Source organism: Daejeonella sp., assembly GCF_017495225.1.
GTDB lineage: Bacteria > Bacteroidota > Bacteroidia > Sphingobacteriales > Sphingobacteriaceae > Daejeonella.
Map to the genome: position 1 here is coordinate 51,108 of NZ_JAFEIG010000023.1, position 15,557 is coordinate 66,664.

Genomic DNA, 15,557 nt, shown 5'->3' on the forward strand with positions numbered 1-15,557 from the left:
CCTCTTTTTATAAAATATGCTTTTTAAAACCTCTTTTCAGGCTTTTTTTCTTCAGAAACGCGAACACCAATTTTGCGTCCATATAATTCGCTTCCATCTAATGCCTCAATGGCTTGCTGAGCGGCTTCTTCATCATCCATTTCCACAAAGCCAAAGCCTTTACTACGGCCACTTTGCTTATCCATGATTATCTTAACCGAACTAGGTTCTCCAAACTTTTCAAAGATTTCTCTTAATTCCCTTTCATCTACTTTAAATGGAAGGCCTCCTACAAAAATATTCATATGCTTATAAATTGGTTTGCTTTTATTGGCTTATTTGCCCTTGATAATAGGGATGTTTATCAATTCTCGTAATTTCAGGATCTCCAATAGCCGTTAATACACGGCGTGCGCTTACTAAGGTTCTAGATTGAAAATCATCGTAATTTTTTGATCCGCTAATCATACTATTGATTCTAACCAATCCAGCAGCATGAATAAACTCACCATTCCCAATATACAATGCAGTATGAGTAACTTTTTTTGTACGCTTATCGGCAGCAAAAAATAAATGATCACCCGGCTTTAAATTTTTTAGAGCCTTGGAAATACTCAATGTATCGTTTTCAAGAATATCAACCGCATCGCCCACTAAAGCTTGTTGTGACGCATCGCGCGGAAGCACAATTCCATGTAATAAATAGCTCGTTTTCGTAAAACCACTGCAATCTAATCCCTTTACAGATGTTCCACCCCATAAATAAGGAATACCCAAAAAATTACGTGCTGTTTTTAATATTTGATCGGCGCTCGGATTGGCTTGCTTTTTCCATTGATCAAATAACTGAGCCTTTTTTGTTGAAATATAGGCTATTCTTTTGTCTGGGAAAGACACTCTGTAAAAACCCTTAGCTTCATCCAAAAGTTGTAAAATATTGCCTGCAACAAGATCGGAAACTGGTGATGATGATTCTGAAGCCTCTGAATAAGCAAATCCAAATAAATCACTATAAACTATTTTTTGGGAACTTTGCCAGTTCTCAAAATCTGCCTTGTTCATCGGAATAATACCTCTTGATTCTGTCCAAGAAAGGTAATTATCAGGAGTTCGGACAAAGAAATGTCCCTTTTCTTTTTTCAAAATTTTTACTGGAGTACCAAGAGTGGCTTGTGTAGCCATCTCTGCCGCATGATTTGGCGCATATCGCGTATTAATCACCGAAAGATTAGAAACCCCATAAATAGCTTCTCCAAGGTCTTTTGAAGGTAAAATATCCTCTTTCAGAATGACTGATAAATTTTCACTCTTTAAAAGTGCTTTAAATTCTTGAACCGCCTCTGGATTACTTACCTGTAAATGATAGCTTAAAGGATCTGATTTTTCAAGCTTAAGCTCATAAAATTCGGTTCTTTTATCAGGCGCGTATTTTTTTTGAACTTGCGTAGAAAGCTGATTAATTCTCTTAATTAATGTTGAATCTTGAAAAGCAGCCTTAGTAGATAAACTGATAAATAAAATCAGAGTAATAAAAAATAGTTTTTTCATATAAAAAAAAGACGAAAATGGAATGTTCCAGATTAGACATGAAACAAATTCCAATTAATATAAAATTAAGTAAAGTATGCGAAAATATGACCTATAAAATTAGCTTGTTACAATTTTGTAAACTAATGAATTATCTAATTGATAATCAGATTATTATGAATTTAAATTGTATAAAATTAGACTTTGTTTAACCAATCTAACAAAGAATGGTATTTATATTTGAAGTTTAATTCTTGAATTGTTCGTTCACTCGAGATTGTCTTCCATTTGACTTTTTCGGGAATAAAAGTAGGTGCTACTAAATTCTCAAATTGGGCTGCAAGACTATAAAATTCTTCTTTAGTGGGATGGGAAGGCGAACACCCTAAATAAACACCTTGAGCAGTTTCCGAGTCGATTAAACAATTAATAAGTGCCACCGCATCATCCAAATGAATCATATTTACCGGTGCTAATCCGTTTGGAACATTTTCCTGACCAGCAAAAAACCTGCCTGGCATTCTATTAGGACCAATTAATCCTGATAATCTTAACAAAATTACCTGCATGTTTAATTCTGAAAATAAGGCCTCCGTCTCTGCTAAAACTTTACCAGATTCAGTCTCAGGCCCTATTTCGGAAAATTCATTCAATATCTCATTTGACTCAGGATAAACCGATGTGGAGCTAATGAAAATTAATTTTGATACCTGCGATGTCTCTAATTGCTTTCTAATCAATTGCGCCATTTGACGGTAATTGGCTAGTCCATCTACACTTCTCCTACCTGGCGGAATAGATATAATGAGAATGTCAGTTGTTAAAAATTGTTCTAAATCAGAAGTTTTGTCAGAACCATCAAAATTGATGAGGTAAGGTTCAATTCCTACCGACTTGAACATGTCAATCTTTCCGGCACTAGTTGTGCTTGCCTTGACCATGAAACCTCTCGAAATTAGATTTAGGGCGAGTGGATAACCTAGCCATCCGCAACCTAAGAGACTAATTTTTAATTTTGAGTTCATTAATTCAATAAATAATATATGTTGGGCATAGAATTTGAACAAGTTCAGTATAAAAATACAATATTATGAAAACTTTAAAATTAAAATCAACGCTATTAATCTTAGCGTTTTCGATCACTTCAATTATTTTCCAAGGTTGCGCTACTGCTACAAAAACACAAAAAGGGACTGTAATTGGTGGAGCTGCAGGAGGTGTTATTGGTGCAATTATTGGTAAGAAAGTAGGAAACACCGCAGTTGGAGCACTTATAGGTGGTGCAATAGGCGGTACAGCAGGTGCTTTTATTGGACGCAAAATGGACCGTCAGGCGGAGGAAATTAAAAATTCTATTCCCAATGCTGAGGTAATTCGTGAAGGTGAAGGCATTGTAGTCAAATTTAATTCTGGAATCTTATTTGACTTGAACCAAGCTGAGTTAAAAGCAAATGCAAGAACCAATATTGAAAATTTGGCAATTTCCCTTAAAAATAATCCAGACACTGACATTTTAATTGTTGGTCATACAGATGCTAGTGGTACAGATGAATATAATTTAAAGCTTTCAGAACGTCGTGCAACATCGGTAAAATCGCTTATTGAAAGCAAAGGTATTTTATCAAGCCGTTTGTCAACTGAAGGAAGAGGTGAAACAGAAGCAATCGCTGATAACGAAACAGAAGCTGGTAGAGCTTTAAACCGCCGTGTTGAGATTGTTATCGTAGCCAATGAAAAAATGAAGGCAGAAGCAAAACAGGCACGTAATAATTAAATTTTTAACGCAAATCCCCTTGGAATGATATTTCAAGGGGATTTTTATATAAAAGAGAAATTTTAAACTTAGTCATCGAAAGGGCGCAAGCTTAAAACATGCCGACCTAAGTCCTGATTACCAATTACTTGCCAGTATTGAGATGCCTCATAAATATCAATACCGCCAGAAAATAATATCCAGGTAATATTTTGATCAATATAAACTTGCGTAGCTGAATGTGCTTGTACTTCAGTAAAATCCCATGATTGTTCGCGACGAATTATTTGCCATTTCATATTTATCTCGGCCACAATTTCAATTGAAATAATTGTATCATTTGCCGGACAAACATTCTCAAAATGCTTCGGTAAAAAACGCATACAGTATTCTAAAAAGGGATGATAAAATTCAGTCTCCAAAAGTAAACTTGCTCCCACCGCTTGTCTAATTTCTTGTTGATAAAGCCAATTTTTAGCGTAAACTTTAAGTAAACCTATTGGGACTACAATGAACGTATTATTTTTATCCAGACTCGAAAATGTTGGAATCTTATTAAGATATGGATCCAATTGCTTATTAATAATCTGTAAATCAGATAAATAAGTCTCAGGATTAAAATCCTTAAAAGAGTTTATTTGAATATCGTTTAAATCAGATACATCAAAAAAATGGAATAGATTCTGCCTCGATTCATCTAATAATTGAATGGCAATATCTTGTACTTTAGCATTGCCAGATGAAATATTTTTATTCCATTGCTCCGAACTTAAACCTGAAAGCAGTTCAAAAAGCTTAGAATTTAGCCTTTGGAAAAGATTTACTGCATTATCCATGCAATTACAAAATCTTTTTTAGCCATTTAAGCAATCCTTTTTTATTTTCATAAGGAGGATAAGCCAATTTATTAAAATCAGGATTCGATTGAAACATGATGCCCCTTTCATGCGAAAAAGCCTTAAAGCCATAAAATCCATGACAACTACCTGTACCGCTATTTCCAATACCGCCAAATGGCAAATTCGGATTGGAAATATGTAAAACCACATCGTTTACACAAGTCCCGCCCGCAGAAGTCTGCCGAATAACTGTTTCAGCAAGTGTATTTGATTTAGAGAAAATATACAGAGCCAATGGTTTTGCTCTTTGGTTTACCAAATTAATGGCTTCCGGCAGACTAGAATAAGTAATGATAGGCAAAATTGGTCCGAAAATCTCTTCTTGCATCAAGCTTGATGACAGTGGTACTTTAGTCAAAATAGTAGGTTCTAATGTATGCTCTGCATCACTATTTGCGCCACCTTTTACAAGAACTGCACCATCGGCAATGGCTTGATCTCTTAAGTTTTTTAATCTATTATAATGGGCTTCACTGATAATCTTCCCATAACTTGATAGGTCAAGTAATTGATTTTTATAGTAAAGTTGCTCGATTTTTTCTGAGATAAGTTTTAAAAACTCAGCCTCCTGATTTTGACTAATCAATACATAATCGGGGGCTATACAAGTCTGACCTGCATTCATGAACTTACCCCAGACAATCTTTTCGGCAGCTTTCTCAAGATTTGCATCTTCGGCGATAATTACTGGCGATTTACCGCCCAATTCTAAGGTTACAGAACTTAAATGCTGAGCTGCGGCTGTCATTACAATTTTACCAATCTTCGGACTTCCGGTAAAAAAGATATGATCAAAAGGAAGTTGTAAAAGCGCTTCAGATAGGGAGGCATCACCTTCAAAGCAAGCAACTTCCTTACTTTCAAAATGATTATTAATCAATTTGGTAACAAGCTGAGCTGTAGCAGAGCTAAGTTCGGAAGGCTTCAAAATAGCTGTATTTCCAGCTGCAATTGCCGAAATTAGGGGAGCAATCAATAATTGAAAAGGATAATTCCAAGGAGCAATTATCAATGAAAGTCCTTTAGGCTCATAATAAATACGGTTTTTTGTCAGTATATTACTAAAACTTGCAGAAACCCTCTGTGGTTTCATCCAGGAAGCAAGATGCTTGAGTGCAAAATCTATTTCCGCATAAACAAAATATACTTCCGTTAATGCTGCCTCAAATTCACATTTACGTAAATCCTTTTGAAGCGCCTCAAAAATCAATTCTTCATTCTCTTGAATAAGAATTTTAAGCTTTTTAAGCTTTTCTTTTCTGTCTTTTACCGAGCTATTTCTTAAAACTAAGCTATGAGCTCTTTGAAGCTCAAATATCTCCTTGATTGTTCCTTGCATTTCTTGAATAAAACCTTTAATAATCTTCAGAATGAATATTAAAAATTCAAAGAAGGTTGTTTTTTATGAAAATCGCCTGCTCTTTGATAAGCCTCTGCAATTTTCAATAATTTTCCTTCCCCAAATAGTTGTCCGGTAAAGGTAATGCTTGTTGGCAGTCCATTTCTAAAACCATTCGGTAAAACAACACAAGGATGACCACTTAAGTTTGTAGCAACTAAATTTTGTCCGAAGGCTGGTGCAATAAAAGCATCCAAACCTTTCATCTTCTTATTCAGCTCCTCAATAAGAATTGCTCTAGCGCGATTTGCTTGGATATACTCAATAGCAGGAATAAAATGTGATGAGCGGAAACCACTAGGCCAAGCATTTTTATCTTGCCTAACCATCAAATCATCGCGATTCGACAAAGTAAGATCTTCGAAGGCAGCACCAGATTCGGCACCTAAAATGATAATCATATCCCGATAAGGAAGCACAGGAAGCTCAATTTCAACCAATTCGGCACCCATATCCTTTATTTTTTTAAGACTTAAGCTATCATTTGCCGAATTCGCATATTTTCTGTTGAATTCCGACTTAATAAAACCAATGCGCATACCTTTTAAACTTGTTCCTTGAGGCGAACTATAATTAAAAGGAGCTGAAATTAGGCTTAAATCTTTGCTATCGGGACCCTGAATAGCATTAAAAACAATCGCACAATCTTCTACACTTCTTGTAATAGGACCTAATTTATCCATGCTCCAGCTCAATGCCATCGCACCGAATTTACTTATCCTGCCAAAAGTTGGACGCAGTCCCGTGGTTCCACATTCAGATGAAGGTGACACAATAGAACCCAATGTTTCAGAACCAATGGCAAAAGGCATACATCCTGCGGATACCGCAGAGGCCGAACCCGCTGATGAACCGCTTGAACCACGATTTAAGTTCCAGGGATTTTTAGTTTTACCACCAAACCAAACATCACCCATAGCTAATTCGCCTAAAGTCATTTTGGCAATCAAAATTGCACCAGCTTCTTCAAGCTTAGTTATTGCGGTGGCATCTACATCCAAAACTTGATCCTTATAAGGGACTGATCCCCAGGTAGTTTTATAACCCTTAGCCGCTAATAAATCTTTTGCCCCAAAAGGAATTCCATGTAATATACCTTTGTATTTTCCGGCAGCAATTTCAGCATCAGCTTTTTTTGCATGAGCCATGGCTCGCTCCTCGGTGATTGTTACAGCAAACATTAATTTTGAATCATATTTTTTAATTCTTTCGATAAAAAATTTCGTTAATTCAATAGAAGATATTTGTTTAGTACGTATTAAATCTGCTAGCTGTACAACGGTATAAAATGCAAGATCATCCTTTACAGCAGGGAGTTTTGTAGTATTTGTTGAGTTTACTTTAAAATAATTGGATTTATCTGGAAATTCGTATCCCAGAGGAAGAGGATTAAAATTTAAAGCTGGAGATACCGAATTTGGTATGTTTAATTTACGAAGAGCAGCATAATTAGCACGTTGACCATCCAAATCTGTGAGCATGGAATCGATTTCAACATCCGTAAAATTAATACCAATAATTTTTTGTGCTGCTTTTACTAAAGCAATGCTAATCTTTTCTTCTTCTACCTTTTGTGAGATAAATCCACCTAAGGTAAAACTTAACAAACAAAGGATTGCGATTATACTATTTCTACGAGTAATGAGTTTCATATAAGCTTAATATTGATTTGAGCATAAATTTAATAAAAGAAACAGTAAATTAAGCCCATCGATAATTTTAATATGATACGTAAAATTTTTAGCCTTTTATTAATATTAAGTACAAGCATTAATTTAAGTGCTCAAACAACTAAAACTGGAGTTTTGGTTATTGGAAATAATTCGGCTTCAGTAGCAGCAGCCATTCAATCTGCACGCTCTGGTGTAAAAACCATATATCTTACTCAATCACAGTCTCTTAGTACCGTATTTGCTGAGCAGGATCTCGATTATTTGAAACGTATAAAAAATTATTATTCACTGAAAGAAAGAAGAAGATCAAAAAGTGCCGACTCCCTACTGGCGCTTCCTGTCAAATTGAATGAAGCTACAGAATTAATAAAAGGCATTAGCGATACCGTAAAAAATTTGACTCTCAACTTTAATAATGTTGTAGATGAGATTAAAAAAGATGGGAAAGATTGGGAAATCAGGCTGAAAGGCGGCCAAAAAATTAAAGCACAGGTAGTGGTTGATGCAACAGACAATCTTGCATTAGCAACCATGCTTAAAATAAACTTGACAAATACGATAAGTAGTCCTATTAACAGTCCCAATATTTTCGAAAATAAGGTGTACAGAAGTTCAGTAGCTCTAGGAAACCGTTCAGATGGGTCATTAGTAACCATTCCTATGGGAGCCCTCATTCCGCAAGAGCCTGAAAATTTTATCATTGTTCCCAAGCAAATAGAACAGATAAAGCTTATAAATATGTCGGCGGGACAGGCAGCCGGGACCATTGCAGCCTATTGCGCCTTCTTTAAAACTACCACTAAACTAATTAATCCGCGCGTAGTACAAGGTGAACTTTTAGCGTTTAATGGGGTATTGATTCCATACACTGATATTGACCAAAAGGATGCGAGTTTTCTTGCTTTTCAACGCCTCGCACTTAGTGGAATGATTAAACCAAAATTGAATGATGGAAAAATCTATTTTGATACTGCCGGGATTGTAAAATCAGAAGATATCAAATCACCAATGCGAGAGTTTTATACAAGAAGTCAGCTGTGGTTTGCCGACAATAAAAATGATACTTTAAGCATAAAAGATGTTATTGAACTCATAAAATTCAATGCCAATCGCGGGGAAGAACTAAACAAAGAAATTGAAGAAAGCTGGAAGACTAGCTTTAAATTAAATACGTCATTCGACCTACAAAGAAATATCAATCGACAAGAGTTTGGAATTTTGGCGGATAAATATTTACAACCTTTTAATATAAGAATTGACCCGTTGGGAAATCTACTTCGCTAACAATTTGAATTTTTTTCGTAAATTGTTGAACCTAAAATGAAAAATATGAAAGCATTAAATATTCTATTTGGATTGCTTTTAATTGGGCATTCAGCAATTTCACAAGGACTTAACAATGAGGTTATTAGGGCAAATATGCTCGTTGATTGGGAAAGAGCAAAAGTCTATACCAAGGAGTATCTCGATGCAATGCCTGAAAGTGGAATAAATTTTAAACCCAAGGCAGATATGCGCAGTTTCGCCGAACAAATGCTGCATATGTCGCAAAGCACCATGACTGTGATTTCTATTGCTACGGGCACAGAACCACTTTATCAGGATAAGGTATTAGAAAAAATGAAGGAGTATAAAAATAAAGCTGCATTAACTAAACTTGTTATGGAATCTTATGATTATGCTATTCAATCTATCGAAAAAATGGATGCCTCAAAAATGGATAGTTTAATTAGGCGTGGAAATTATGAAACCGACCAATTTGGTTGGTTAAATAAGGCTTTTGAGCATCAAACTCATCATCGTGCACAAACAACTATTTACCTCAGACTAAAAGGAATTAAAGCCCCGAACGAAAAATTATTTTGATTATTTATTTGTATTAATTTAGTGATGTTCATATTTGCTAAATTCCACCCTTAATTACTTAAAATTATAATCAATATATCCCAAAATAGCCTTAAAATATCATTTTTTGATTTTTGTATAGTTAACAAGCGCCATTGTTAAAGGAGTTCAATTTTGTAATTCCTTGATTGAAAACTCTTAATCAATCGCTTTCAATTCATTAGAAATATTAACTTGCATTAACAAATCCTACAAACATGCGTAAACTTTCCTTTTTACTAATCGGTTTATTTCTGATAAACACTGTTTTTGCACAAATTTCTCCTAAAGAACATTTCGGTTTCAACATTGGCGATGATTACCAATTAGCCAATTTTACACAAACGGAAGCCTATTTTAAAAAATTAGCAGCAAGCTCCGACCGTGTTAAACTATTAAGTATCGGTAAAACGGAGGAGGGTCGCGAGCAGCCAATGTTGATCATTTCTTCACCTGAAAACTTAAAGAAACTCGACTACTACAAAGAAATTTCGCAAAAATTAGCTCGTGTAGAAGGTTTAACTGATGAGGAGGCTAAAGCATTAGCAGAAAAAGGAAAAGCTATTGTTTGGATTGATGGAGGATTACATTCCACAGAGACTTTAGGAATCCACCAACTTATTGAAACTGCTTGGAACTTAGCAAGTCGTAAAGATACTGAGACCATAAAAATATTAGAAAATACAATCATTTTGATGACACATGCCAATCCTGATGGCCATGAATTGGTTAGCGATTGGTATATGCGTGAAAAAACCCCGGAAAAACGTTCATTAGAAAATTTGCCCCGTTTATATGAAAAATATGCTGGGCATGATAATAATCGTGATTTTTTCATGATGAATTTGAAAGAAACGCAAAATATAAGCAATCAATTGTTCTTAGAATGGTTACCGCAAATTATGTACAACCACCACCAAAGAGGTCCTGAGGGCTCTGTAGTGGCTGGAGCGCCTTATCGCGACCCATTTAACTATGTATTTGACCCAATTTTAATGTCAAGCCTTGATGCTTTAGGTGCTGCCATGAATAATCGTTTAAATACAGAGAATAAACCTGGATATACCCAAAAAAATGGCTCTGTTTTTTCAACTTGGTATAATGGCGGACTAAGAACCATCACTTATTTTCATAATATGGTTGGCTTGTTAACAGAAACCATTGGTGGTCCAACACCATCAGAAATTAGCCTGGTTCCAGAACGCTTAATTCCTAATGCAGGAACAGTTTTCCCCGTGACTCCACAAAAGTGGCATTTTAGACAATCCGTAGATTACTCTATTTCCATGAATTATGCGGTATTGAATTATGCTCAAAGGCATCGTGATGAATTGCTCTATAATATTTACTTGATGGGTAAAAATTCGGTGGAAAAGGGTAATAAAGATACTTGGGGACTATCCCCTAATAAAATTGAGGCCATAAAAGATGCGCATCAAAAAGATTTAGGAGGAGCTAGAACTTCTGGCAGAAATACCATCCCAACAAAATATTTTGATCAAGTAATGAAAGACCCTAGCAAGAGAGATGCTAGAGGATATATCATTCCAGCAGGTCAAGCAGATTTTCCAACGGCAGTAAAATTTGTAAATGCATTGATTCGCTCAGGCATTCTCATTCATAAAGCAAGTGAAGATTTTGTTGTTAACGATAAAAAATATTTAAAAGGTTCATTTATAGTAAAAGCAAATCAAGCCTTCAGACCCCATGTATTGGATATGTTTGAACCACAAGATCATCCCAATGATTTTAAATATGAGGGAGGTCCGCCAATTGCACCCTACGATGCAGCAGGATGGACTTTAGCTTATTTAATGCATGTAGAATTTGACCGCCTTCAAGATGATTTTAGTGGTCCTTTTCAGCGTATCCCATACGGTGAACTTCAAAAAGTTGAAGAAAAACCTGTAGCATTAGCAAAAGGATACTTAATTACTGCGGAATCAAATAATGCCTTTATCGCAGCAAATGAGCTCTTAAAAGCGAAAGAAAAGGTATTTAGAATTAATTCGGGAACTGATCAAGGTGATTTTTACATTCCCGCTAATGCAAAAGTCCAGAAAATATTGCAAGATTTGGTTGCTAATCCGGGTTTAGAGCTTAAAATTGCATCCGAAATTCCGACAAACATCACTAAAATTTCAGAGCTAAGAATTGCACTTTGGGATACTTATGGAGGCTCAATGCCTTCTGGTTGGGTACGTTTTTTGATGGAGCAATATCGCTTTAATGCGAAACTAATTTACCCTCAGGATATCGATGCAGGCAATTTAAACTCGAAATACGATGTTATTATTTTTGTATCGGGGGCTATACCTCCAGTTTCTAATCGCCCTAACAACAATAGAAATAATGAATCTGATTTAGAAACTATTCCTGCCGAATTTAAAGCTCAATTAGGCAGAATTAGTCAGGAAAAATCAATTCCTGAAATCAAAAAGTTTATTGAACAAGGTGGAAAAGTAATAAGCATCGGCAGCAGCACTAATTTGGCAAATCACTTAGGACTACCTGTTAGAAACGCGATTGTTGAGATGGGCAAAGATGGACAGGAAAGTCGATTGGCCGCAGAAAAATACTATGTACCTGGTAGTGTGTTAAGTGTGAGCGTCGACAATTCATTAGCTTCGGCATGGGGAATGAAGAAAAATGCAGATGTATATTTCAATAATAGTCCCGTTTTTAAAATTGCCACCGCCGACCTATTAAAAGGCGATATCAAACCGATTTTATGGTTTTCAAATTCAACACCATTACGCTCTGGCTGGGCATGGGGTCAAGGCTATTTAAGAGATGGTATTACCGCATTTGAAGCTAAATTTGGGAAAGGCAAACTTTATGCTTTCGGACCAGAAATTACTTTTAGAGCGCAAACACATGGTACATTCAAGCTACTTTTTAACCAATTATATGACGTCTCGGAAAAATAGAAAAGCTTAAATTTGGAGTATTTACGATAGATCACTATAAATTAATTTATTTCTGTAATTTAATCAGCTGAAAACAAGCGATTAAGTTCATGAAAAAATTTTCTAAAACCATCACTTTGATGATGGGACTATTTCTCTTCTATGGAGAAACAAATGCGCAAGATTATAGTAATCATGCGCAGGTATCCCAAAGGGTAAATGTGCTTTCTAAATCTTACCCCGGACTAGTTAAAGTAAAATCTTTAACTAAAACTTATGGTGGTAAAGATATCTGGATGCTGACTATTGGCACTGGCCAGACTGAGCAAAAACCGGCTATTGCGGTTGTTGGTGGCGTTGAAGGTTCACATCTTCTTGGAACAGAATTGGCTCTAGGGTTTGCTGAAAAACTATTAAATACATCAAATCAAGACAGCGTGAAGGCTATTTTATCAAAAAATACCTTTTATGTCTTCCCCAATATGAGTCCAGACGCTACTGAGCAATATTTCTCAGCCCTTCGTTATGCTCGTAGCGCCAATGCCCGCCCTACCGATGATGATCGTGATGGGAAAGTAAACGAGGATCCTTTCGAAGATATCAACAAAGACGGCAAAATAAGCTGGATTCGCGTGGAAGATCCCACAGGAAATTACAGATTAAACCCTGAAGATCCACGCTCCATGATTCTAGCTGATGCCACAAAAGGTGAAATTGGTAAATACCTTGTTTTTTCTGAAGGTATTGATAATGATAAAGATGGTAACCTTAACGAAGACGGTGAAGGCGGGGTTCATTTTAATAAAAATATGAGCTATGCTTACCCAAATTTTGTTCCGGGATCAGGAGAGCACATGGTATCAGAAAATGAGAACAGAGCGCTTCTAGATCATCTTTTCGAACAATTTAATATTCATACGGTCATTACTTTTGGCCCCTTCAATAATTTGTCTAGTCCAGCGACATTTAATCCACAAGCAATCTCAAAACGAATAATTACTGGCTATTTTGAGTCCGATGCAAAAACAAATGCTCATGTTTCTGAGCTTTATAATAAAATAACAGGCTTTAAAGATGCTCCTAAAACGAGCTCTGCGGGTGGCGATTTTGCCAATTGGGCCTATTTCCATTATGGCAGAAATAGCTTCAGTACACCAGGTTGGTGGGTGCCTAAAGCGAAAGCAGATACAGCTAAAAAGCAAAAAGACTTTAAAATCGAAGATCAAGTTGCCAATTATTTAAGATGGGCAGAAAGCGAAAAAATTGAAAATAACTTTGTTAGTTGGAAAAAAATTGATCACCCAGATTTCCCAGGTAAAAATGTAGAATTGGGTGGTGTAGATCCTTTTGTACTTTTAAACCCACCATTCAAAATGGTTGATGGATTGGTAAAAAAGCATTATGATTTCATTTTTAGTTTGAGTAAAAAATCACCTGCTATTGATATTATCAATGTGCAACAAGAAAAATTAGGTGATGGATTAACACGAATTACTGCTACCATAATGAATAATGGATTGATGGCCACACAAACGAAAGTTGGTGAACGCAGTTACTGGGTTAAAAAAATCAGCGTAAAGCTAAATCACACCGAAAATCAGAAAATTATCAGTGGTCGGAAAAACCAGGTTTTAGATGCCATTGAGGGTCAAGGGTATAAAACCCTAAGCTGGCTAATTAAGGGATCAGGAAAAATAAGCATCGATGCTGGGAGCCCTACAAGTGGCTCAAAAACTATTAATCTATCCCTTTAATATTTATAGATTTTTCACCTCCAATTAAGAGAGAATATGAAACTTAACATAAAAAAAATATTTCTTACTGTTCCTGCATTGGCTATGGCCCTTGCATTATTTGCACAGCAACCGGAGCAGATATTAAAAGCATCTGGAAGTCCGGCCAACCCCAAAGTTCAAATAAGCTGGAACCGCTATTATGATTATGCAGCCATTACAGAAATCTGCAAAAAATTGGCTAAAGCGCACCCCGATTTAGTAAAACTAGAGTCGATGGGTAAATCTCATTTAGGAAAAGATATTTGGGTAATGACTATTTCCGACTTTAAAACTGGTGATTCTTCCAAAAAGCCAGCTATGTACATTGATGGAAATATTCACTCCAATGAGATTCAAGGAAGTGAATTTGCATTGTACGCTGCCTGGTATCTCGCCGAATCCTTTGCAGATACCAAGCACATTCAGGAGCTTTTAGCGGATAAGACTTTTTATATCGCTCCAACGATTAATCCAGATGCGCGTGATAATTTTTTCCATAAACCAAACAACGCTAATTCGCCAAGATCAGGTATGATTCCTGTTGATAACGACCGTGATGGTGCTGTGAATGAAGATGGTTTTGATGATTTAGATGGTGATGGACATATTGTTTTTATGCGTAGAAAAAATCCTAATGGCCGACTTAAGATTGATCAGGATGATCCCCGAAGAATGATTAGTGTTGGAGTAGATCAACAAGGAGAATACGAATTATTAGGTTATGAGGGAATTGATAATGATGGCGATGGCGATGTAAATGAAGATGGTGAAGGTTTTTATGATCCTAATCGCGATTGGGCATGGAACTGGCAACCAAATTACATTCAAAGCGGTGCTTATAAATACCCTTTTTCATTACCTGAAAATCGCTCTGTTGCTGATTTTGTGATGAAGCACCCAAATATTGCTGCCGGACAATCATATCATAACAGTGGTGGTATGCTTTTGCGTGGACCTGGGGCGCTTGAAGATCTGAACACCTATAATGCTCAAGATGTTCAAGTGTACGATGCTCTTGGTAAAAAAGGCGAAGAGCTCATTCCAGGATATAGATATTTAGTGGTTTATAAGGATTTATATTCTGTGTTTGGGGGTGAGCTCGACTGGTTTTATGGAGGTAGAGGAATTTATACTTTTTCGAATGAACTCTGGACAAATTACCTCATGTATAATAAAGCAGAGGGTTCAAATTCACAAGCATCTCAATACACATTCGACCGCAATTTACTTTTTAACGATGCTTTTGTAGATTGGAAGCCTTTCAAGCATCCACAATATGGCGATATTGAAATTGGCGGTTTTAAAAAATCATTTGGACGTTTACACCCCGGATTTCTTTTAGAAAGTGATGCGCACCGCAATATGTCATTTACTCTTTATCATGCCTATCACACTCCAAAACTTTCTGTAGATGAGATTTCCGAAAAAGATTTGGGCGGTGGATTGAAAGAAATAACCGCAATAATTGCCAATAAACGAATGATACCGACCCATTCGAGCCAAGATTTAAAGTACAAAATTGAGGTTCCAGACATGGTTAGCATTGAGGGCACTAAGGTAATTGCAGGTATGATTGTTGAAAATAGAGACTTTAATATCACAAAAGAGCAAAAAAATAATCCCTCAACTATCCATGTAGCTAATATTCCTGGAAATGGTACTGTAACCGTACGTTGGATTGTTCAAAATGCTGGAAAATACACGATAAAAGTGGAAAGTAAAAAAGGTGGAATTGCCACAAAATCTAAAAATTAATCGA

The 15,557-nt window shown here is 36.1% G+C and carries 12 protein-coding genes; 6 read left to right on the top strand and 6 right to left on the bottom strand.

Annotated features, from left to right (window positions below):
- Positions 1-23 precede the first annotated feature (23 nt).
- The 3 genes from QZ136_RS10220 to QZ136_RS10230 all read right to left on the bottom strand — a co-directional run bounded on the left by QZ136_RS10220 (position 24) and on the right by QZ136_RS10230 (position 2,531).
- Complete coding sequence (locus tag QZ136_RS10220; RefSeq protein WP_291403109.1) at positions 24-284, bottom strand: RNA-binding protein; 261 nt, start codon at positions 282-284, stop codon at positions 24-26.
- Positions 285-306: 22 nt separating this feature from the next.
- A complete protein-coding gene (locus tag QZ136_RS10225) occupies positions 307-1,527 on the bottom strand; it encodes an SH3 domain-containing C40 family peptidase (RefSeq protein WP_291403112.1) in 1,221 nt (406 codons plus the stop codon).
- A gap of 176 nt (positions 1,528-1,703) precedes the next feature.
- Positions 1,704-2,531 carry an SDR family NAD(P)-dependent oxidoreductase gene (locus QZ136_RS10230; protein WP_291403114.1) on the bottom strand — a complete coding sequence of 276 codons (828 nt, stop codon included), beginning with the start codon at positions 2,529-2,531 and terminating at the stop codon, positions 1,704-1,706.
- A gap of 65 nt (positions 2,532-2,596) precedes the next feature.
- Here QZ136_RS10230 and QZ136_RS10235 point away from each other — a divergent pair, with 65 nt between their 5' ends.
- The gene (locus QZ136_RS10235) at positions 2,597-3,280 is read left to right on the top strand and encodes an OmpA family protein (protein WP_291403116.1); all 684 of its coding nucleotides are present in this window, start codon (positions 2,597-2,599) and stop codon (positions 3,278-3,280) included.
- A 68-nt stretch (positions 3,281-3,348) separates the two neighbouring features.
- On the opposite strand, the gene QZ136_RS10240 is transcribed toward QZ136_RS10235, so the two are convergent.
- From QZ136_RS10240 to QZ136_RS10250, 3 genes are read right to left on the bottom strand one after another with little or no spacing between them, the layout of a single operon-like run.
- On the bottom strand, positions 3,349-4,095 hold the full coding sequence (locus QZ136_RS10240) for a hypothetical protein (RefSeq protein ID WP_291403118.1): 747 nt from the start codon (positions 4,093-4,095) through the stop codon (positions 3,349-3,351).
- A gap of 4 nt (positions 4,096-4,099) precedes the next feature.
- On the bottom strand, positions 4,100-5,497 hold the full coding sequence (locus QZ136_RS10245) for an aldehyde dehydrogenase family protein (protein WP_291403120.1): 1,398 nt from the start codon (positions 5,495-5,497) through the stop codon (positions 4,100-4,102).
- Positions 5,498-5,535: 38 nt separating this feature from the next.
- Positions 5,536-7,209: an amidase gene (locus QZ136_RS10250; RefSeq protein ID WP_291403122.1), complete on the bottom strand. Its 1,674-nt coding sequence runs from the start codon at positions 7,207-7,209 to the stop codon at positions 5,536-5,538.
- 72 nt (positions 7,210-7,281) lie between these two features.
- Between QZ136_RS10250 and QZ136_RS10255 the strand changes: the two genes are divergently transcribed.
- The 5 genes from QZ136_RS10255 (at position 7,282) to QZ136_RS10275 (ending at position 15,553) form a co-directional block, all read left to right on the top strand.
- Positions 7,282-8,514, top strand: a complete 1,233-nt coding sequence (locus QZ136_RS10255; RefSeq protein WP_291403124.1) for a hypothetical protein — start codon at positions 7,282-7,284, stop codon at positions 8,512-8,514.
- 45 nt (positions 8,515-8,559) lie between these two features.
- Positions 8,560-9,096: a DinB family protein gene (locus QZ136_RS10260; RefSeq protein ID WP_291403126.1), complete on the top strand. Its 537-nt coding sequence runs from the start codon at positions 8,560-8,562 to the stop codon at positions 9,094-9,096.
- Between the two features lie 236 nt (positions 9,097-9,332).
- Entirely contained in the window at positions 9,333-12,044 is a 2,712-nt protein-coding gene (locus QZ136_RS10265) for a M14 metallopeptidase family protein (RefSeq protein WP_291403128.1), read from the top strand.
- An 89-nt stretch (positions 12,045-12,133) separates the two neighbouring features.
- Positions 12,134-13,777: a M14 family metallopeptidase gene (locus QZ136_RS10270; RefSeq protein WP_291403130.1), complete on the top strand. Its 1,644-nt coding sequence runs from the start codon at positions 12,134-12,136 to the stop codon at positions 13,775-13,777.
- Between the two features lie 36 nt (positions 13,778-13,813).
- Entirely contained in the window at positions 13,814-15,553 is a 1,740-nt protein-coding gene (locus tag QZ136_RS10275; RefSeq protein ID WP_291403132.1) for a M14 family metallopeptidase, read from the top strand.
- Positions 15,554-15,557 lie beyond the last annotated feature (4 nt).

Coding starts and splice junctions, on each gene's coding strand:
- QZ136_RS10220 (WP_291403109.1), bottom strand. CDS start 284: ATGAATATTTTTGTAGGAGGCCTTCCATTTAAAGTAGATGAAAGGGAA.
- QZ136_RS10265 (WP_291403128.1), top strand. CDS start 9,333: ATGCGTAAACTTTCCTTTTTACTAATCGGTTTATTTCTGATAAACACT.
- QZ136_RS10230 (WP_291403114.1), bottom strand. CDS start 2,531: ATGAACTCAAAATTAAAAATTAGTCTCTTAGGTTGCGGATGGCTAGGT.
- QZ136_RS10240 (WP_291403118.1), bottom strand. CDS start 4,095: ATGGATAATGCAGTAAATCTTTTCCAAAGGCTAAATTCTAAGCTTTTT.
- QZ136_RS10250 (WP_291403122.1), bottom strand. CDS start 7,209: ATGAAACTCATTACTCGTAGAAATAGTATAATCGCAATCCTTTGTTTG.
- QZ136_RS10255 (WP_291403124.1), top strand. CDS start 7,282: ATGATACGTAAAATTTTTAGCCTTTTATTAATATTAAGTACAAGCATT.
- QZ136_RS10235 (WP_291403116.1), top strand. CDS start 2,597: ATGAAAACTTTAAAATTAAAATCAACGCTATTAATCTTAGCGTTTTCG.
- QZ136_RS10275 (WP_291403132.1), top strand. CDS start 13,814: ATGAAACTTAACATAAAAAAAATATTTCTTACTGTTCCTGCATTGGCT.
- QZ136_RS10225 (WP_291403112.1), bottom strand. CDS start 1,527: ATGAAAAAACTATTTTTTATTACTCTGATTTTATTTATCAGTTTATCT.
- QZ136_RS10260 (WP_291403126.1), top strand. CDS start 8,560: ATGAAAGCATTAAATATTCTATTTGGATTGCTTTTAATTGGGCATTCA.
- QZ136_RS10270 (WP_291403130.1), top strand. CDS start 12,134: ATGAAAAAATTTTCTAAAACCATCACTTTGATGATGGGACTATTTCTC.
- QZ136_RS10245 (WP_291403120.1), bottom strand. CDS start 5,497: ATGCAAGGAACAATCAAGGAGATATTTGAGCTTCAAAGAGCTCATAGC.